This window comes from Hyphomicrobium sp., assembly GCF_003987855.1.
Classification (GTDB): Bacteria; Pseudomonadota; Alphaproteobacteria; order Rhizobiales; family Hyphomicrobiaceae; genus Hyphomicrobium_B.
This window is the reverse complement of the sequence record NZ_RXIZ01000007.1, coordinates 235,337-254,304: the sequence shown is the minus strand read 5'-3', so window position 1 is coordinate 254,304 and position 18,968 is coordinate 235,337. Positions and strand designations below refer to the sequence as shown.

The following is an 18,968-nucleotide window of genomic DNA, read 5'->3' as shown; positions in this document are numbered from 1 at the left end:
TATACTTGGCGAGCGCCGGCCCCAATGGAGAAAGACACGATGATCCAGAGCCCTTCCTCGACAGCGCACCGCAGTTTGGTCGTCGCCGCCCTGCTATCGGCAGGACTCGCATTCGGCTTCGGAGGCGTTACAGCAGCGCGCGCAGAATCCGCGATGCTCGTTGGAACTTGGGTCGGAAACGGCAACATCAACTTTTCTTCAGGGTCGAAAGAATCGGCCAGGTGCCGGGCGCATTTCGCCAAGACGGGCGAGCGCAGCTATGAGATGTCGGCGTCTTGCGCCACGCCTTCCGCAAAGGTCGATCAGACGGCCCAGCTGACGAAGGTCGGCGCGAACAGCTACGTCGGCAGCTTCTTCAATCAGCAATACAATACGGGCGGCTCGATCAAGGTGACGATCTCGGGCTCAACGGGATCGGTCAGCCTTGCAGGCGAGGCCGGAACGGCGTTCTTCCGCCTGCGGAAGTATTGAGTTTTTGCTTGAGGGATCGTTAGTTCGATTTGCGGTGACCGGACGTTGAGCTCCGGTTACCAACTTGCTTCGAAGCCGGACTAATTCGCACACGAACTTTATCGATTTTGGGGCTATATTTCCTCAATCGCCGATTCGTGCTCGGAGACATGCCGTCTCAGTGGTGTACGAAGAGGTACCCCGGCGATCATGACGCTCCTTCCAAATCTATCCGGAGACTGTTCATGCTTCGCATCGTGCTGAGCGCGATCACCACTGCATTTCTGTTGGCCTGTGCCATTCCGTCGGCCTCGGCGGAGCAGCTTGACGCATCCACCCTTTCCTGCCGCGAGCTGACGGAAAAAGCCGCGTCTTCCAACAAGTCTGCGGTCTACGGCGCGAGCGTCATCCTTTATTGGATGGAAGGCTATCAGGCGACGGAAGACCAGGGCACAGTCGTCGACTTCGACAATGTCGCCAAGGAATTCGAAGCAACGACAGATTTCTGCAGCAAGAACCCCGGCGTCGGCGTGATGAGCGCGACCGCGAAATTCATGGGCGAGAACGCGGAAGATGCGACGCCGAAGGCGATCGATCTGTCAATTCTCAAGTGCGAAGCCGTCAATTCGACGAAGGAAAACGAGACTGAAGGTCTTGGCCAGATCCTGATGTGGCTTGCGGGATATCACGCGAGTGTCGCCAAGAGCACGATCATCGACATGGATAAGTTCGGGGCCAGCGTCGAGAAGATCACGACCTATTGTGTCGAGCATCCCGAGATGGGACTTTTCACGGCCAGCGAAAAGTTCATGGGCGAAGGAAGCGACAGCGACGAGTGATCGTCGCTTCGCATGCTCTCAATTCTCATCCCCGGTTTTTCGGCCGGGGATGATTGCGCTGTCAGTCTTTGGTGATCCATGGATCCTCGGGCCAAGCCCGAGGATGATAAGAGCCGATCTATCGGTAACGCGAGAACGGCGCGGGAGCGGCGATTACTCCGTTCCGGATTGATCGCTCGCGAAGTCGGCTTCGAGTTCCTTTTCAAGACGCACGAGGTCTTCCGGCAGCGGCATGCCCGTCGCCCGAATTTGATTGAGCTTCTCGACGAGTGAGAGATAGATCTCGTGCTTGTCTTCGGGCTGGTTTTGCATCTCGGTCAAGAGCTGCGAAATCTCAAGCTTGATCTGGTCGAACGTCATCTTGGTGTCTTCCTCAAAAGGGGTTGGATGCAGGCTTATTCCGCCGCCTGCTTGTCGACGTAGCCGAGCTGAGCGTTGAGCTTTTCGATGAGATCGCCTGCGGCTTCTGGAATGTTGGTGCCTGGGCCGAACACGGCTTTGGCGCCGGACGCATAGAGGGCTTCGTAATCGGAGGGCGGGATAACGCCGCCGACCACGATCATGATGTCGCCGCGGCCTTCCTTATCGAGTGCGGCCTTGAGCTCCGGCACCAGCGTCAAGTGACCTGCGGTCATAGTCGAGACGCCGACGACGTGGACGTCGTTCTCAACCGCCTGGCGTGCCGCTTCGTCGGCAGTCGCGAAAAGCGGTCCGATGTCGACGTCGAAGCCCAGGTCTGCGAAGGCTGATGCGATGACCTTCTGGCCGCGATCGTGACCGTCCTGGCCGAGCTTGGCGATCAGGATGCGCGGGCGGCGGCCGTCGTTCTTGTCGAACTGCTCGACAAGCTTGCGGACGCGCTCGAGGCTCGGATTCATCGCCGCTTCCTTCTTGTAGACGCCGCTGATGGCGCGGATTTCCGCTTTGTGACGCGAGAACACCTTTTCGAGCGCGTATGAGATTTCGCCGACCGTCGCTTTCTGGCGTGCGGCCTGGACAGCGAGGTCAAGCAGATTGGCGTTGCCTTTCGCGCCTTCGGTGAGGGCGTCGAGTGCGGCTTGAACGTCCGTCTCGTTACGTTCGGCGCGAAGGCGCACGAGCTTGGCGAGCTGGGCTTCCCGGACGGCGTGGTTATCGACCTTAAGGAAGTTGATCTCCTTGTCGCCCTTGATCTGATATTTGTTGACGCCGGTGATCGTCTGGCGGCCACTGTCGATGCGCGCCTGCGTTCGTGCTGCGGCTTCTTCGATGCGCAGCTTCGGGATGCCGGCGGCGATCGCCTTCGCCATTCCCCCCTGCTCTTCGACTTCCTGGATGTGGGTCATCGCCTTCTTGGCGAGTTCGTACGTCAGCCGTTCGACGTAATGGCTGCCGCCCCAGGGATCGATCGTGCGGCAGGTGCCCGATTCCTGCTGAAGCAGAAGCTGCGTGTTACGGGCGATGCGTGCGGAAAAGTCTGTCGGCAGGGCGATCGCTTCGTCGAGGCCGTTCGTATGCAGCGACTGTGTGTGCCCTTGCGTTGCAGCCATCGCTTCGAGGCAGGTGCGCGTCGCGTTGTTGAAGATGTCCTGGGCGGTGAGCGACCACCCTGACGTTTGCGAATGGGTGCGCAGCGAGAGCGAGCGGCTGTCCTTCGGCTTGAACTCTTCCTTGATCAACTTCGCCCAGAGCAGACGCGCGGCGCGCATCTTGGCGATTTCCATGAAGTAGTTCATGCCGATCGCCCAGAAGAAGGACAGACGCGGAGCGAAGGCGTCGATGTCGAGTCCTGCGGCAACGCCGGCGCGGGCGTACTCGATGCCGTCAGCGATGGTGTAGCCGAGTTCCAAGTCGGCCGTCGCCCCGGCTTCCTGCATGTGGTAGCCGGAAATCGAGATCGAGTTGAACTTCGGCATGTTCGCGGAGGTGTAGGCGAAGATGTCGGAGACGATGCGCATCGAGGGTGCGGGCGGATAGATGTAGGTATTGCGCACCATGAACTCTTTCAGAATGTCGTTCTGAATGGTTCCGGCGAGCTTCTGCGGCGGCACGCCTTGTTCTTCGCCCGCCACGATGAAAAGCGCGAGGACGGGCAGCACGGCGCCGTTCATCGTCATCGACACGGTCATGTCCTGCAGCGGGATGCCGTCGAAGAGAACGCGCATGTCGTAGATCGAGTCGATCGCGACGCCAGCCATGCCGACGTCACCCTTCACGCGCGGATGATCGGAATCGTAACCGCGATGCGTCGCGAGGTCGAAAGCGATCGAGAGACCCTTCTGACCGGCGGCGATGTTGCGGCGATAAAAGGCGTTGGAATCTTCTGCCGTCGAGAAGCCCGCGTACTGGCGGATGGTCCAGGGCTGGAGGGCATACATCGCCGGATAGGGGCCGCGGACGTACGGCGCGATGCCGGGCAGGCCGTCGATGAAGTCGAGCCCTGCCGTATCCGCGTCGGTGAAGACCGGCTTGACGGGAATTCCTTCTGGCGTTTCCCAGACCGGGGCCTCGGGAACCTGGCCCCCTGTGGACGGCTTTGCCGGGGTGTCCGGATCAAGGGAAATCTGAGAAAAATTCGGGATCGAAGTCATTCGCGGGCTGATCCGGTCAAGTTGGGGTTGGCTCAGTGGCACGGTAAGGCAAAACGTATCCAGGCGCCAGCTTTCCGGGCTGCGTCGCCGGGCTCGACGGAAGCCCTCAATCAGCGGTCGAGCAGGTAGTCCCTTCGACGGAGGAGGAGGTCGAAAACGATCGCAAAAAGGACGCCGCTCATGGCTGCCATTATCAGGTCGTGGGTCTGAACGCCGGGCGGTGCTGGGGCCAGCGGGCTGAGCACAAGGTAAATCGTTTCCGCCAGCAGGAGCCAGAGACATGCGGCCAGGAGTGCGAATTTCAGAAGACGAAGTGTTCCCGCGCTCGATGCGGCTCCGAGCAACTTGGCCGCGGGTGGGAAGGTGAATATCCCGACGGGTAGGAACCACAGGAAAGCGGCGATGACGGCCGTCGGTAAATCGCCCGCATATGTTTTCGCCGAAGATGTCGCCGTGGCCTCAGAAGGTGTGAAATCCGAAAGCGCCAACAAGGTCGATGCTGCGATGAGCGCCGAGATGATGCCGCTCAGTAGGCCCATCAGCATCAAACGCAGAAGCGAATGGCTCGCGAGCGTGTTCGTTGAAGCCGGATCTGTCATGGGTCAATCCTCTGACGCGGAGAGCCGTGGCACACGCGAGCGTTTGGAACCTGAATTCCACGTTTGCTCGCGAAGCTGCGATCAATAAGCCACAAACCTTGCAAAGATAACGCGACCCGCCGCCCTGCTCCTCATCCAGAGTCACGCATGCAACGCAAGGTGCCCGAAGACGCCCGAAGCCAGAGCGCGGCGCGAATATGGCAGCCGCTGGCGCGCTTCATCGATTGGGAAGCAGAGCTTGGTGAACGCGCAGAGGCTCGCGGTCCCGCAGCCCACTTTATCTATGAGTTCGTCCGCTTCGGGGTGAAGCAAGCCTGGGCTTGTCTGTTCGGGGCGCTGCTGCTTGCGCTGCTTATCGGGACGCATTTTTTCTATCCGAAGGGTGCTGCGCTGGCGCGCTATGACTTTCTCGTCATCGCCGCGGTCGTGATCCAGATCGTCATGCTGGTGTTCAAGCTCGAGACGATCGAGGAAGCGAAAGTCATCCTTGTCTTCCATGTCGTCGGAACGGCGATGGAGGTTTTCAAGACATCGGTCGGGTCGTGGATTTATCCGGAAGCGAGCATCTTGCGCATCGCCGGTGTGCCGCTCTTTACGGGATTCATGTATGCCGCGATCGGGTCCTACATCGCGCGATGCTGGCGGCTTTTCGACTTTCGTTTCACGCGCCATCCACCCGTTTGGGTGCTGGGCATTTTGAGCGGTGCGATCTACCTCAACTTCTTCGCGCACCATTATGTCTGGGATATTCGGCCGCTGCTCTTTGCGGCGGCAATCGTGCTCATCGGGCCCTGCACGATCTATTATAAAATTTGGAAGACGCACCGCCACATGCCCCTTCTTTTGGGGTTGGCGCTCGTGGCCCTCTTCATCTGGTTTGCCGAGAACATCGGAACATTTACCGCCGCGTGGGCCTATCCCAATCAGCGGCACGGATGGCAGCTCGTTAGCGTCGGCAAGCTTGGCTCGTGGTTCTTGCTGATGTTGATTTCGTATACGCTTGTTGCTGCTTTGAACCGTCCGCGTTCAATGAAGATTGAGGATTAGCGAATAAGCTTCGTGGCGAATGTGGCGGGCTTGGCGGGTATCGGTTGATTTCGCCGGATCCCGTTCTCCCTTTTCGCGGAACAGTCTCATGCGCAACTCATTGCTTGCAACCTTCGCAGTCGTACTTGCCGGCGCGGCCTCGAGCGCCGTGGCCGACAATGGTCTCGAACCGCCGATGGATCTTCTGGCTTCGCAAATCCGCGATCAGGGCTTCAAGTGCGACAAGCCGCAGAACGCCAAGTTCGATGCGTCGCAGTCCAAGCCAAACGAGAAGGTTTGGGTTCTGCAGTGCGAGAACGATACCTTCCGCATGACGGTCATCCCGAACATGGCTGCCAAGATCGAGAAAATTGGTCAGTAATCTCATTTGTCGCGAGTTCGCGTTCGGATTGTTTCGAGCGTGACAGCGGGACGGGTGACGTACGCGCATTCTCTCTGGCGTAAGGCCGCTTTGGCCGCAACGCGCTTGAGAGGAGAGACGCCATGTCGGGTATTGTCGCCGGTTCTGCTGCTGCCGCTATCGCCACCGCTGCTACCGTTGTCGTAGCATCGCTTCCCGACGCTCAAGCCTTGCTCTCCCCTTTGACGGACGGCGGCAACGAGTACGCGGTCTCGGCTCTTTCGATTTTCGCTTCGCTGCCCATGCTCGGCATCATGGCGGTGCTGGCGGCCTCCGGACGGGAGTGAGATGCACTCCCTTGGAGTACGCGTGATGCCATTCTCCTGCCTTTCTTAACGGCTCATTAAGAGTTGGGGCACGGGGGGTTAGGGGAACAAGCTACCCTTTGACGTGCTGTTGGTTGGGGGTGCCGCGGCACCGGTTGCGTCCGGAGCTGGCTGGCAGTCCCATCGGGTATCGCGTGGGGTGTGCGTCGTGAGATTCAAAGCCATTACGGTGCTGTTTGGCGCGTTCATAGCGTCGTCATTTGCAACGCCAATGCAGTTGGGCTCAGGTGGCCAGGCCGATGCCGCCGACGTGACCGCGATGCCGGCCAGCGACGCCATCAAGGTCCCCGAATTCGTGCCGGTGGTGAATTTCAGCCAATTCGTGCTCGCCATGGAAAAATTCGCGGCCGAGAACCCGAACTCCGGGCGTCTGGCTGCGGAACAGCTGAGCGCCAAGTTCATCGCGAATTCCGAGCCGCAGAAGATCGAACTTCATCCGGAAGTCGCCGCCATCGTGACACGGCCTGTCGTGACCGCGAGCGTTCCGGATAAGACGGAGGTCAGTCCATCTGCGGCCGAGAGTGAACCCAGCCTGCCGGCCGTTCCGGATCCGGGCCGCCCGGCGCTCGCTCTCGCCGACCCTGTAAAAGTTGCCACAGCTGTCAGGGTTGAGGATCGTCCGGCAAAGCGTTCCAAGCGCGAGAAGAAGGAAGCGGCGGCAAGCCGCGATCGCGTCGAGAAGATGTTCGAGCCGGCCATGGGGCTCGGGATGGTCATTGAGTCAGCAGAAGACGCTCCGCCGATCTCCTCGATGACGCAAAAAAAAAGAAAAGTGACGGTCTCGTCGCGAAGCGCCGAATAGCGCCGCCGAAAAACGCGAAGCTCGCGGCTTCCGAGCCCTCGCCGGGTAAAGTTGCGTCCCGCTCAGATGGCGTTGTCGACGACAGTTTTCAGGTCGGTGTTCCGGGGCAGTCCATGGAGCCCTTCATCTCGACGTGCGCCAAGGTCAAGCGCGCGTGCGAGGGGAAGTTCTTCTGCGGATGCTGATCTAGCGGATCATCCGGACTTCATCTCGGCGGCGGTCGGAAGGAAGCCTCGCGAGAGCGCGTGATAGAGCGGTTCGCGCTGGATGAGACGAGATATGCCCGCCCCGAGCAGCGCCGTCGCCATCAAGGGAATGACCATGTTCCGGTCGCTCGTCATTTCCATCACGATAACGACCGCGGTGAGCGGCGACTGCACGACGGCCGCGAAATAACCGACTGTCATCAGCAGCATCAACGCTCTCGGCTCAATGAAGGTGAATAACGGCGTTACCATAGAGCCGAGGCCAGCGCCCACTGCCAGCGACGGCGAAAAAAGCCCGCCGGGAATGCCGCTTGCCGACGAGAGCAGCGTCGAAACGAGCTTGAACGGTCCATACCAAACCGGGATGTGTACGCCAGTGACGAGGCCGGCGTGCGTTTCGGCGTAGCCATTGCCCGAGGCATATCCGCCGGTTGAGACGCTCATGACGGCGACGATCAAGCCGCACACGGCGGCGAATAGAGCCGGGGTGCGGCGGAGCTTAGCGATCATTGCGGGCGGTCGGCGCGTCAGTACGACGAGCGCGCGAGAGAATATTCCGCCAAGGATGCCGCCGATGATGGCGCACACAGGAATAGCGACCCAGTCCGTCGCTGATGTCATGCTTGCCGAGACTTCGCCGAAGTAGGCGTAGTTGCCGAGCAGGAGCCAGCTGACGCCGCCGGCGATGGCGACGGAGGCAATGACCAGCTCGTTGATGCGGCCAGTGTAGGATTTCGCCACTTCCTCGATCGCGAAGAGAATGCCGGCAATCGGCGCATTGAACGCAGCCGCGATGCCGGCGGCGGAGCCTGCCAGCACCAAACCATTGTGGCGTCCGATACCGGCGGAGCCAGCGACGGCGTACATAACGGATGCGCCGATCTGCACGGTCGGCCCCTCGCGGCCCACTGAGCCGCCGACGACGAGCGCAAGAGACGTCATCACAATCTTGGCGACCATGGTTTTGGCGCCGAGGAGGCGCTGACGGAATGCGCTGTTCTTGCTCCGGCGTGCGGCGATGACCTGAGGGATGCCGCTTCCGGCGGCGGCGGGGAACCAGCGCGCCGTGACGTGGGCGAGCACGGCAAAGCCGAGTGGCGTTATAATGAACGGCAGCCACGGCCAATTTTTCAGCAGATGAGCGTACGCCGACTGCGACTGGTCGGCGATCTTGGCGAAGCCGACGGCGGCCAGTCCGATAATGACCGCACCCAAGAGAAAAACACCACGCCGTTGCCAGACGCGTCGCGAGAGGCCGACGTAACGGTAGCGGCGCATTCGCCTATGACGCCGGGTCACCTTCCCGCGGACGGGTGTTATCTTCGAGTCCACGAACGACCCTTCGGGTTGGCGCTTAGCTGAGTTTCTTCTGGAGATCGCCAAGCGTGGCAACCGCGTCGGCGCCGGCAAAAAGGAATTGATCGACGCCAGCCGATTTCAGTGCGGCTTCGTTTTCACCTGGCCGTCCGGCCATCAGGACCAATCGAGCGCCGGCCTCTTTCAGCGCTTTTGCTGTGGGTTCTGCGAGCGAAGCGTTGATTGCGTCGGACGAGCAGATGCAGGCGGCGGACGCGCCGGAATTGCGGAACGCTTCGGCAGCGTCCTCGGGCGTCTTGTAGCCGTCGCTGACGAGAGCTGTAATGCCGCCAGCAGCGAGGTAGTTCTTCGTCCACGTGGTGCGGATGTTGTGATCGGCAATTTCGCCAAGGCTCGCTATGAAGACCTTGTAGCCGCCATGCGCATCGGCCGCATCACGAAGCGCTTCGAAGGCTTCGCCAAGGCGATGCGCCTTCAGGGGCGCCACGGTTATCGCCGGCTCCCCCTTTGGCGCCGATCCACGCGGCCAAGGCTCAGCATGAACGCCGTCATCGCCGAGCAGCGGGAAGGCGTTCACGCCGGTTAATTCCTGGCGGATGCTTGCCACCGACTTTGCGCGCGCTTCTGCCGTTTTCGCGATCGTTTCCTGGATGAAGCCGGACTGCAGGCACGCAAGCAATCCGCCGCGGGCCTCGATGTCCTGGAAGATCTCCCAGGCCTTTTTGGCGAGGTCATCGGTGAGATTTTCGACGTACCAGGATCCGCCGGCAGGATCGTTGACGCGACCGAGGTGGCTTTCCTCCTGGCAGACGATCTGGATGTTGCGCGCAACGCGGCGGGCGAAGTTATCGGGTTTGCCGAGTGCGAACGTGAATGGAAGAACGAGGATGGCGTCGGCACCGCCGAGTGCCGCTCCGGCACAGGCGATCGTGGTGCGCAGAATATTCGTCCACGGATCGCGCTTGGCCATGATGCGATAAGACGTCGGGCAGTTGATCGTGACCGCCGTCGCGGCATCGCCAGCACCGCAGGCGTCGGCAACGCGCCAGATCAGGTGGCGGGCGGCGCGTAGCTTCGCAATCGTAGCGAATTCGTCGATATCGGCGGCGAGCGCGACGTTGATTTTCGGAAGGGCGTCCAAGGGGGCAACGCCGCCCATCTCGGCCGCGCGCAGGTAAGCGACCAGCGCCGACAGCATGAATGCGAGTTCCTGGGCCTCGCTGGCTCCGGCCGAGTGGGCGACGACACCATCGGCGGTCATCACCTGAACATGGGGTGATGCCGCTGTCGTCTTCATCAGGGCAACGGCGCGTGCCAGTGCGGTTTCAACGGGCTCCGAAAGGCGGCCCATCGCCGCCAGCGTGCCTAGAGGATCGGCGCCGAAAGAACCGCGGCGGTCGGCAATCTTGATGCCGGTCGCGTCCCACTCCGCCATCAGCGCCAGGGCAGCATCGAAAAAGTTTTCGCCGGCGATGAGCACGATCGGGCAGACGTCGAGAAGAACGCCTGCAAGCGCCGCGTGGAATGCGTCCTTCGTCAGTGGAAGTGCCGTCTCGCCCACGTGCAAGGCGATCGAGGTCACGCCGCCTTCGAGATCTGCGAGGATCGCAGCGTTCAGCGCGTGCGGATCGCTCTCGCTATGGAATGTGCGGATATCCCATCCGAGGCCATCGCGAACGGCTTTGCGGCCCCGCGTGAGGGGTGGTTTGCCGGGGAGGGAATTAACAGTGCTCTGGAGGGCGTCCCCGCGCGTGTACAGCGGATTGATTTTCAGCCCATCGGCGGTCCGGCTGACAAGCCTCTTGTCGAAGTCCGCGCCTTTCAACGCCTTCTCCACGAGCGCGCGCCACTCATCGATGCGGGCTGCCGGAAAATCCTGGGCGAAGTGCAATTCCTGCGACGGGGTCGTCATACAACTTTGTTCCCAAGCGGAAGACTGTTTGGAAGGCCGATGTCCCCGATATACCCCCTTCGGAGCCCCTTGCGAGCCTGAAATTTCCTTTGCTGAAGGCCCAATTGCCGCGCACCTTGGGGGAGCCCGCCGCGTTTGCGTCCACCGGGCCAGCGTGGCATCAGGTTTGGCAGGCGGCTCCGAGTCGCCGCCGGGATAGTCGAGGAGGCGAAATGACTGGAAAGCATGGCCCCGGGGAGACGGGCGAAGGCGTCGCCGATCCTCGCGACTATGTCCAAGACGGGCTCATCCTCATTGGGGTCAGCAAGTCGGGCCAGGATCTTTCGCCGGAATGTATCGAGCTTGGGCTTGCCAACCGGCACGGTCTCGTCACCGGCGCGACCGGTACGGGCAAGACGGTGACGCTGCAGGTTCTCGCCGAAGGTTTTTCCGCGGCGGGTGTTCCGGTATTCGCGGCCGACATCAAAGGCGACCTGTCGGGGATCGCCGCCAAAGGCGCGCCCTCGCCGAAGCTCGTCGAGCGGGCGGAAGAGATAGGGCTTACCCGGTACGGCAACACGGCATTCCCCACGGTGTTTTGGGACATCTTCGGGGTCGACGGGCATCCGGTGCGCGCCACTGTGCAGGAGATGGGCGCACTCCTTCTCTCTCGGCTCATGGAATTAACCGAGCCGCAGGAGGGCGTGCTCAACATCGCGTTCCGTTGGGCCGAGGACGAGCGCCAAGCCGGCGACTCCAAGATGACGATCCTGGATCTGCAGGATCTGCGTTCGGTCATCGATGAAATGGGTAAGAAGGCTTCGACCCTTCGCAGCAAGTACGGGCATATCGCGCCGGCGACGGTCGGCGTCATTCAACGGCGTCTCTTGGTTCTGGAAGAGCAAGGTGCCGCCAAGTTCTTCGGCGAGCCGGCGCTCGATATTCTCGACTTCCTCAAGGTGGACAAGGATGGCCGCGGCGTCGTCAACGTGCTCGCGGCAGAAAAGCTGATGAACACGCCGCGCCTTTACTCGACGTTCCTGCTTTGGCTGCTGACAGAATTGTTCGACAAGCTGCCGGAGGTTGGGGATCTCGATAAGCCGAAGCTTGTGTTTTTGTTCGATGAAGCGCACCTTCTCTTCAACGAGGCACCGAAGGCCGTGCTCGAACAGGTCGAGCGCGTGACGCGTCTCATTCGGTCCAAAGGCGTCGGCGTTTACTACGTGACCCAAAGCCCGAGCGACGTGCCGGACCGCGTTTCGGCTCAGCTCGGCAATCGCATCCAGCATGCGTTGCGTGCCTTCACGCCAAGAGAGCAGAAGGCCATTCGCGCGGCGGCACAGACGTTCCGTCCAAACCCCGATATCGATACGGAACGAACCATTCAGGAATTGCGCGTCGGCGAAGCACTTGTTTCGTTGCTGCACAACAAGGGCGAGCCGTCGATGGTTCAGCGGACGCTCATCCGTCCGCCCATGTCACGCGTAGGCCCGCTGAAGGCGGACGAACGGAAAGCGATCGTTGCTGCCGACGCCACCAACCAGAAGAAATATGGGTCGTCACTCGATCGCGAATCGGCGCACGAGAGGCTGCAGTCGAGAAACACGATGGTCGGCCAGTTGAAGCAGCGGCTGTCGTCTTTCTCCAATATCCTCCGCGGCAAAAGCTGAGAGATCTCTAATCCGTTGAAAGTCCCAATGTGGGGGATTAGGCTTTTCGCGGATTCGCGGCAGTTCTCGCGGCGTGACGAGTGAACCGACTGTTCTAACCGGCGGCCGCCGCCGACCAGGAGACTAAGATGGGTTACTTCCGGTTTCGCAAGACATTCACGATCCTTCCCGGCGTGCGCATCAATCTCAGCAAGACGGGCGTGTCCGGCAGCCTCGGCGGGAACGGCGCGACGCTGAACGTTGGAAAGCAGGGCGAGCAGGTGACGCTCGGCATCCCCGGAACAGGGCTCAGCTATCGTACGCCGCTCAGCATTACGCTGTTCATGCTGCTCGTCGCCGTCGCGGCGATTGTCGGTATCGCCTACCTGATCTCGCCGACCACGGTGCATGCCTTGCTGCACTGGTGGCAGCCGCGCTGGTTCTGAGAGGGGCAGCCTGGAAAGCAAAGGGCGCTGGCTGATTGCCGGCGCCTTTTTCATTCCTCGTGTGACTAAAGGTTTGCGTCAGCCGTTGGTATTGACGCCGACCTGCTCGGGCAGCTGCGGCCGGGGCTGGTCGCCGTTGACGTTGATCGGCGCGCCACCAGGCGGATGCTTCAGCCAGATGCCTTTGCGGCCGACAGAGACGCCCTGAGCATAAAGGGCTGCCTGATACTTCGGATCGTAGATTTCTTTCGTCGTGAAATCGAATGACGGCGGGACGGCGAGGAAATTGAAGTCAGCGCCGGCATCAAGCGCGACGCGATAGATATGATAGACCTCGCCCATATTCTGGCTCTTGATGAGCGTCGAAATCGAGCGCCCCGCGATTTGAAGAGTCGTTGGCTTCACGACTTCCTGAACCGGCGTCGCCTTGCCGTTCTTGATGATGAAGAAGCGACGGATTGGCGGCTTGTCGTACAGGACGTCGAACGCTTTGAACGGCGCATCAACCGGGCTTACGAAGACTTCGCGCGTTGTGCCACCGTCGACATGGAGTTCGTCGTAGTCCTTTCCGCCGGCCTCAACCTCGATCTTGACCGGTGGGAATGCAGCGGGAATGGCGGCCGATGCCAAGATGACTTTGCGGAACAGTTCGATGGCCTGCGGCGAGCGGTTGAGTGCGATCTCTCCCATATTCCAGACGACGGGTCTTTGAGCGTCGAGGTTCGTCGTCAAGACCAGAAGGATGCGGCCGCGTTTGTACTGTGCGGCGATGCGATCGAGAAATTTGCGATCGACATAATCGGCGATGAGATTTTGCAGCGGCGCGGTGCTGGTCAGTGCGGGCCCGCCAAACAGGCCTGACAGGATCTCGGGCGTTGCGACCTGATCCTGTTTGTACTGTGTCCAGATGGTGTGAAGCTTGTCGTCCTCGGAAGGGCCGAGATAAGCGAACGGCGCGATGATGGCGCCCGCGCTGACGCCGGTCACAATCTCAAATTCCGGGCGATCGCCGCGGCGCGTCCATCCCGCCAGTACGCCTGCGCCGAATGCGCCGTCGGACCCTCCACCGGAGAGCGCGAGAGTATCAATGACTTTACGGCCGCCTATTGTCTTGGCGTAACGGCCTACGGCCGGCATGTGCTCTGTACGGCGCCGTATCTCGCTGAGCGGATCGGTCGGGACTTCATCGCCCCAGAAGCGGACCCCAGGCATACCAGGGATTTCAGCCGTCTCGGCCAGTTTCGCGCTAGAGATGCCGTTGCGCGTCATCACGGCCGCGCAGCCAGTCAGCGCGAACACGAAAATCATCACGAGCGCTGCATGCAGCTTTGGCAACGACCCTATCCCCCTGGTCGCGAAACCTAGTCCCCCACCGGATTTAGTGCACGGTCGCGGACGGAGCAATGAGGATGCTCGGCGAACTGAGGGTTTTCCGGTGTCGCAATAACTTAGTGACCTCGGCGCACCACAGGAAAGCGGCAAAATTAAAGAAGCCACGGGGATCTACTGCGCGCGTCCGAAGCGTAAAAAAACGGCGCCGCCCGAGTAGGCGACGCCGCGAATGCCTTGGATCAGTCGCGCGCGAACTCAGCCGGCAAGAGCCTCGACGTGTTCCCAGTTCACGAGGTTGTCGAACCAGGCTTCGAGATATTTCGGCCGCGCATTGCGATAGTCGATGTAATAGCTGTGCTCCCAAACATCGACGCCGAGGATCGGCTTGGAGCCATACATCAGCGGGTTCTCGCCATTGGGCGTCTTCACGACTTCGAGCTTGCCGTCCTTGATGGCGAGCCAGGCCCAACCCGAACCGAATTGACCTTTACCGGCCTCGATGAAATCGGTGCGGACCTTGTCGTAGCCGCCGTATTCGTCAACGAGCTTCTGGACGTTGCCGGGGAGCTTCTTGCCGCCGCCGCCCTTCTTCATCCACTGCCAGAAGTGGAGATGATTGTAGTGCTGGCCAACGTTGTTGATGATGGCCTGCGCCTTGTCGGCGTAAGCGTTCTTGACGATGTCTTCGAGCGACTGACCCTCGTACTTGGAGCCAGCGAGAAGCTTGTTGCCGTTTTCGACATACGCCAAGTGATGCTTGTCGTGATGGAATTCGAGCGTCTCGGCCGACATGAACGGCGAGAGAGCATCGTAGGCGTAGGGGAGATCGGGGAGTTTCAGCGTCATAGACGGCCACTCATTTCATTGCGGGGTGGGTTGAAAGCCGCGGGAAAGTAACTTTGGAAGGCGGCTTACACAAGACGAAGCCTGAACCTTCGTCCGCGACAAGGGTTCCATCTGCGTGCGACGCCCCCCTCAATGCGAAGCTGCACAACGATCAAAAATTGTGGAACGTTCTCGACAATATTCGTTCGGATTATCGAAAGCCGATTTGCGCCGGTGGGTGATCACGAATGAATGGTCTAATTGCTTTTTCTCTCTTTCGGTGCAGAAACGTGGAATAGAGATCGATTGATCAGTGTACGACGAAAGAAGGAACTGGAACGCTTTAATCACTGTGTCAGGAGTGCTAATGCTATTTCTCAGAATGAGCGTTTGTGGCCATTCAGCTCTGGCGAAGCCGACCAATAAGCTGTCGAAGTAAAAAAGAAAAAATCATCAGGTGTGATTGTCGTTTGCCGATTATTCACGACTCTTGACGAGCTTGCGTTGACACGGTGCCACATCTCAGAGATTCCTGCTGCGCAGGTTTCTCCGTGCGACTAAATCGGCTTAGTAAAATTCAGTAGAGGTTCTCGTTCGCGATGCGCAAAGTAAAAACAATGTCGTCGGTTAATGTCGACAAGCTTTCCCTCAAGGAGCTGCTTGATCTTGAGGCGAAGGTGCAAAAAGCTATCGCTCTCGTTCGTGATCGCGAGCGGAACGAGCTGAAAAAGAAGATGGCCGATCTCGCCGAAACCCACGGCTTTTCCGTATCGGAATTGTTCGGTGGGGCACGTGGACGAGGAGCCGCGAAAGGCAAGTCGCTTGGCGTTGCCAAATACGCCAATCCGGAAAACAAATCGGATACTTGGACCGGCCGCGGTCGCAAGCCGAACTGGCTGGTTGAGCGACTGAGAAAAGGCGCGAAGCTGTCTGACTTCGCAATTTGAAGCTGCAGCTTATTTGAGCTTCTTAGTTAAACGGAATTGGCTACCTCTATTTCCGTCTCTTAAATAGACAAATTGCACAATCGAACGTTGAAATGAGATAGCGGCGTGATTTTCGCCGCTATTTGCATCCATGGTTCATTGTTGATGCAACGCGTTTTGCTCAACTTTGATGCCGCGCAGAGCTGTCCATCCAAGTGGATCGCAAAATGTTCCGCTGTGGAGGCAGACTTTTAGCACTCAACTATTGACAGTGCTAACAGCGCGAAGCATATAAGCGGTGCGTTCGGGCTCATCAGCGATCCTGGCCGTAGCGAAGCGATGGCGCCATCTCGCTCCATCGTCGCGGCCCCAGGACCAATGAGTCCGCGAAATCAGAAAATCGTCTCTAAAATCATGAGGTTAACCCATGGCGTTCCGTCCTCTCCACGACCGCGTCGTCGTGAAACGCGTTGAGGAAGAAGCAAAGACTGCAGGCGGAATCATCATCCCCGACACCGCAAAAGAGAAGCCGCAGCAGGGCGAAGTCGTCGCCGTTGGCCCGGGTGCCCGAGATGAGGCCGGCAAAGTGGTGCCGCTCGATGTCAAGGTTGGCGACCGCGTTCTGTTCGGCAAATGGTCGGGCAGCGAAGTGAAGATCGATGGCGAAGATCTTCTGATCATGAAGGAGAGCGACATCCTCGGTGTTCTCTCCCCGTCGTCGAAGGCCAAGGCCGCCGCTTAATTCCATTCCCCATTCAAAGCTTAGGAGTTGCTCAACATGGCAGCTAAAGACGTCAAGTTTTCCCAAGACGCTCGCGAGCGCATGCTCCGGGGCGTCGACATTCTTGCCAACGCCGTAAAAGTTACGCTGGGCCCCAAGGGCCGCAACGTCGTGATCGAGAAGTCGTTCGGCGCTCCGCGCATCACCAAGGACGGTGTGACGGTTGCGAAGGAAATCGAGCTCGAAGACAAGTTCGAGAACATGGGCGCGCAGATGCTGCGCGAAGTCGCTTCGAAAACGGCTGACCTCGCCGGCGACGGCACAACCACTGCAACGGTTCTTGCCCAGGCCATCGTTCGCGAGGGTGCGAAATCGGTTGCTGCCGGCTCGAACCCGATGGATCTGAAGCGGGGCGTCGATCTCGCCGTTCAGGCCATCGTCGATGACCTCAAGACGAACTCCAAGAAGGTCACGAAGGACCAGATCGCCCAGGTCGGCACGATCTCGGCCAACGGCGACGAAGTTGTCGGCAAGAAGATCGCCGAAGCGATGGACAAGGTCGGCTCGGAAGGCGTCATCACCGTCGAAGAGTCCAAGACCCTCGATTTCGAACTCGATGTCGTCGAAGGCATGCAGTTCGACCGCGGCTATCTCTCGCCGTACTTCATCACCAATGCCGACAAGATGATCGCAGAGCTCGAGAGCCCCTACATTCTCATTCACGAGAAGAAGCTTTCGGGTCTTCAGGCGATGCTTCCGGTTCTGGAAGCCGTCGTCCAGTCGGGCAAGCCGCTTCTCATCATCGCTGAAGACGTCGAAGGCGAAGCCCTTGCGACGCTCGTCGTCAACAAGCTGCGCGGCGGCCTCAAGGTTGCTGCCGTTAAGGCTCCGGGCTTCGGCGATCGCCGCAAGGCCATGCTGGAAGACATCGCTGTCCTCACGGGCGGTACGGTGATCTCGGAAGATCTCGGCATCAAGCTCGAGACCGTGACGCTGCAAATGCTCGGCCGCGCCAAGAAGGTGACGATCGATAAGGAAAACACCACGATCGTCGACGGTTCGGGCAAGAAGCCGGACATCGAGGCTCGCGTTAAGCAGATCAAGGCGCAGATCGAGGAAACGTCCTCTGACTACGACCGTGAAAAGCTCCAGGAGCGTCTTGCCAAGCTCGCCGGCGGCGTTGCCGTCATCAAGGTTGGCGGCGCGACGGAAGTCGAAGTCAAGGAGCGCAAGGATCGCGTCGACGACGCCCTGCACGCAACGCGCGCAGCCGTCGAAGAAGGCATCGTACCGGGTGGCGGTGTTGCGCTGCTGCGCGCTGCGAAGGCTCTCGACAAGCTGAAGCCCGAGAACGACGACCAGAAGGTCGGCATCAACATCGTTCGTAAGGCGCTGCAGGCTCCGGCCCGCCAGATCGCTGCGAACGCTGGTGAGGATGGCTCGGTCATCGTCGGCAAGATCCTCGAGAACAGCACGTATGCCTTCGGCTACAACGCTCAGTCTCACGAGTACGGCGATCTGTACGCGCAGGGCGTCATCGACCCGACGAAGGTCGTGCGTTGCGCGCTGCAGGATGCTGCTTCGGTATCTGGCCTCCTGATCACGACGGAAGCCATGATCGCCGACGTGCCGAAGAAGGACTCTGGCCACTCGCACGGCGCGCCGGGCGGTATGGGCGGCATGGGCGGTATGGACTTCTAACGGAAGTCTTGGCTGGCGCCTTCCGACTCCGCTCTGCGGAGCCGGCCGGAAGGCGCCGTCATTCCTCCAACGCCCAGTTCCACCAAATCAAAAGCCCCGCAGCGATGCGGGGCTTTTTGTTATCGAAGTGTGGGACAATGGCCATGAATTCGTCCGCTCGCTGATATTTGCCTGCAATGGGTGGAGTGGGGATGGGGACGCGCGTGCAGATTTTCGTCATCAACCTGAAGCATTCGACGGAACGCCTCGCGTTCATGCGCTCCCAGCTCGGCGACGGGTTCGAGCGGATTGAAGCCGTTTGCGGCAGTAACATTCCCGACTTTCTCCAGGGACAATTCGGAAGCTGCATCACTTCTGGCGAAGTCGGCTGTTATGCCAGTCACCTCGTCGCCGCGCGTACCATCGTCGAACGCGATCTGCCTTACGCCGTGATCCTGGAGGACGACGCTGTTGTCGAGCCCGACGCCTGGGCGGCGATCGAAGCAGCGGTCGATCATCTTTCTGTGTGGGATGTCATCTGCCTGTCCGGGGCCAAGCAACTGCCCAACCGTGCCATCGCGTGCTTGGGTTCGCGCAAGCTGGTTCGCTATTCGCGCTTTCCAAAAGTTACCGCTGCCTACGTTCTGAGCCGTTCGGGTGCCGAAAAGCTTCTGGTGCCCCGCCGCAGGCTGAGGCCCGTCGACGTCGATATCCGGTACGGATGGGAGATGGGGCTCGACGGCTTCGGCATCTACCCACCGCCCGCGCGCCAAGCGTCGGACTTGGGATCATCGATACCCAGATTTGGTCGGCAACGCTTTTACTGGCGCGCATCGCCCCTTGGTTATGTCTCGGGTCGCGCGCGGGAATGGCTGACGTATCTGCGAACGCCGGAAGCGAAAACCAAATAGCCGGCGCGCTGGCGTCCGCAATTTATAGCTG

General features: G+C 60.1%; 19 protein-coding genes. 12 read left to right on the top strand and 7 right to left on the bottom strand.

Annotation, left to right across the window (positions count from 1 at the left end; all coding sequences use genetic code 11):
* Positions 1-39: 39 nt before the first annotated feature.
* Positions 40-471, top strand: coding sequence for a hypothetical protein (locus EKK30_RS06575; protein WP_290982086.1), 432 nt, complete (start codon positions 40-42; stop codon positions 469-471).
* A 224-nt stretch (positions 472-695) separates the two neighbouring features.
* Positions 696-1,289, top strand: a complete 594-nt coding sequence (locus tag EKK30_RS06570) for an HdeA/HdeB family chaperone (RefSeq protein ID WP_290982083.1) — start codon at positions 696-698, stop codon at positions 1,287-1,289.
* A gap of 153 nt (positions 1,290-1,442) precedes the next feature.
* Here EKK30_RS06570 and EKK30_RS06565 read toward each other — a convergent pair whose 3' ends face one another.
* From EKK30_RS06565 to EKK30_RS06555, 3 genes are all read right to left on the bottom strand, one after another.
* On the bottom strand, positions 1,443-1,649 hold the full coding sequence (locus EKK30_RS06565; protein ID WP_290982080.1) for a hypothetical protein: 207 nt from the start codon (positions 1,647-1,649) through the stop codon (positions 1,443-1,445).
* Positions 1,650-1,684: 35 nt separating this feature from the next.
* Entirely contained in the window at positions 1,685-3,859 is a 2,175-nt protein-coding gene (gene scpA, locus EKK30_RS06560) for a methylmalonyl-CoA mutase (RefSeq protein WP_290982077.1), read from the bottom strand.
* A gap of 110 nt (positions 3,860-3,969) precedes the next feature.
* On the bottom strand, positions 3,970-4,458 hold the full coding sequence (locus tag EKK30_RS06555; RefSeq protein WP_290982074.1) for a hypothetical protein: 489 nt from the start codon (positions 4,456-4,458) through the stop codon (positions 3,970-3,972).
* A gap of 147 nt (positions 4,459-4,605) precedes the next feature.
* Here EKK30_RS06555 and EKK30_RS06550 point away from each other — a divergent pair, with 147 nt between their 5' ends.
* The 4 genes from EKK30_RS06550 to EKK30_RS06535 all read left to right on the top strand — a co-directional run bounded on the left by EKK30_RS06550 (position 4,606) and on the right by EKK30_RS06535 (position 7,033).
* Entirely contained in the window at positions 4,606-5,505 is a 900-nt protein-coding gene (locus EKK30_RS06550; protein WP_290982071.1) for a DUF817 domain-containing protein, read from the top strand.
* Between the two features lie 88 nt (positions 5,506-5,593).
* The gene (locus tag EKK30_RS06545) at positions 5,594-5,866 is read left to right on the top strand and encodes a hypothetical protein (RefSeq protein WP_290982069.1); all 273 of its coding nucleotides are present in this window, start codon (positions 5,594-5,596) and stop codon (positions 5,864-5,866) included.
* Between the two features lie 122 nt (positions 5,867-5,988).
* Positions 5,989-6,192 (top strand): hypothetical protein, encoded by a 204-nt coding sequence (locus tag EKK30_RS06540; protein ID WP_290982067.1) that lies wholly within the window; start codon positions 5,989-5,991, stop codon positions 6,190-6,192.
* 187 nt (positions 6,193-6,379) lie between these two features.
* On the top strand, positions 6,380-7,033 hold the full coding sequence (locus EKK30_RS06535) for a hypothetical protein (RefSeq protein ID WP_290982065.1): 654 nt from the start codon (positions 6,380-6,382) through the stop codon (positions 7,031-7,033).
* Positions 7,034-7,227: 194 nt separating this feature from the next.
* Here the strand turns inward: EKK30_RS06535 and EKK30_RS06530 are convergent, their stop codons facing one another.
* Positions 7,228-8,571 carry a chloride channel protein gene (locus EKK30_RS06530; protein WP_290982063.1) on the bottom strand — a complete coding sequence of 448 codons (1,344 nt, stop codon included), beginning with the start codon at positions 8,569-8,571 and terminating at the stop codon, positions 7,228-7,230.
* Positions 8,572-8,593: 22 nt separating this feature from the next.
* Positions 8,594-10,468: a methylmalonyl-CoA mutase family protein gene (locus EKK30_RS06525; RefSeq protein ID WP_290982060.1), complete on the bottom strand. Its 1,875-nt coding sequence runs from the start codon at positions 10,466-10,468 to the stop codon at positions 8,594-8,596.
* A gap of 212 nt (positions 10,469-10,680) precedes the next feature.
* Here EKK30_RS06525 and EKK30_RS06520 point away from each other — a divergent pair, with 212 nt between their 5' ends.
* Together EKK30_RS06520 and EKK30_RS06515 are read left to right on the top strand one after the other, a co-directional pair.
* Positions 10,681-12,117: a helicase HerA-like domain-containing protein gene (locus EKK30_RS06520; protein WP_290982057.1), complete on the top strand. Its 1,437-nt coding sequence runs from the start codon at positions 10,681-10,683 to the stop codon at positions 12,115-12,117.
* A gap of 128 nt (positions 12,118-12,245) precedes the next feature.
* Entirely contained in the window at positions 12,246-12,542 is a 297-nt protein-coding gene (locus EKK30_RS06515) for a DUF4236 domain-containing protein (protein ID WP_290982054.1), read from the top strand.
* A gap of 78 nt (positions 12,543-12,620) precedes the next feature.
* On the opposite strand, the gene EKK30_RS06510 is transcribed toward EKK30_RS06515, so the two are convergent.
* On the bottom strand, positions 12,621-13,877 hold the full coding sequence (locus EKK30_RS06510) for a patatin-like phospholipase family protein (protein WP_290982051.1): 1,257 nt from the start codon (positions 13,875-13,877) through the stop codon (positions 12,621-12,623).
* A gap of 252 nt (positions 13,878-14,129) precedes the next feature.
* A complete protein-coding gene (locus EKK30_RS06505; protein WP_290982048.1) occupies positions 14,130-14,720 on the bottom strand; it encodes a superoxide dismutase in 591 nt (196 codons plus the stop codon).
* 596 nt (positions 14,721-15,316) lie between these two features.
* Here EKK30_RS06505 and EKK30_RS06500 point away from each other — a divergent pair.
* The 4 genes from EKK30_RS06500 (at position 15,317) to EKK30_RS06485 (ending at position 18,937) form a co-directional block, all read left to right on the top strand.
* Positions 15,317-15,646 (top strand): H-NS histone family protein, encoded by a 330-nt coding sequence (locus EKK30_RS06500; RefSeq protein ID WP_290982045.1) that lies wholly within the window; start codon positions 15,317-15,319, stop codon positions 15,644-15,646.
* 406 nt (positions 15,647-16,052) lie between these two features.
* Positions 16,053-16,367 (top strand): co-chaperone GroES, encoded by a 315-nt coding sequence (gene groES / locus EKK30_RS06495; protein WP_290982042.1) that lies wholly within the window; start codon positions 16,053-16,055, stop codon positions 16,365-16,367.
* A 36-nt stretch (positions 16,368-16,403) separates the two neighbouring features.
* On the top strand, positions 16,404-18,047 hold the full coding sequence (gene groL, locus EKK30_RS06490) for a chaperonin GroEL (protein WP_290982040.1): 1,644 nt from the start codon (positions 16,404-16,406) through the stop codon (positions 18,045-18,047).
* A gap of 191 nt (positions 18,048-18,238) precedes the next feature.
* The gene (locus tag EKK30_RS06485) at positions 18,239-18,937 is read left to right on the top strand and encodes a glycosyltransferase family 25 protein (RefSeq protein ID WP_290982037.1); all 699 of its coding nucleotides are present in this window, start codon (positions 18,239-18,241) and stop codon (positions 18,935-18,937) included.
* Positions 18,938-18,968: the final 31 nt, after the last annotated feature.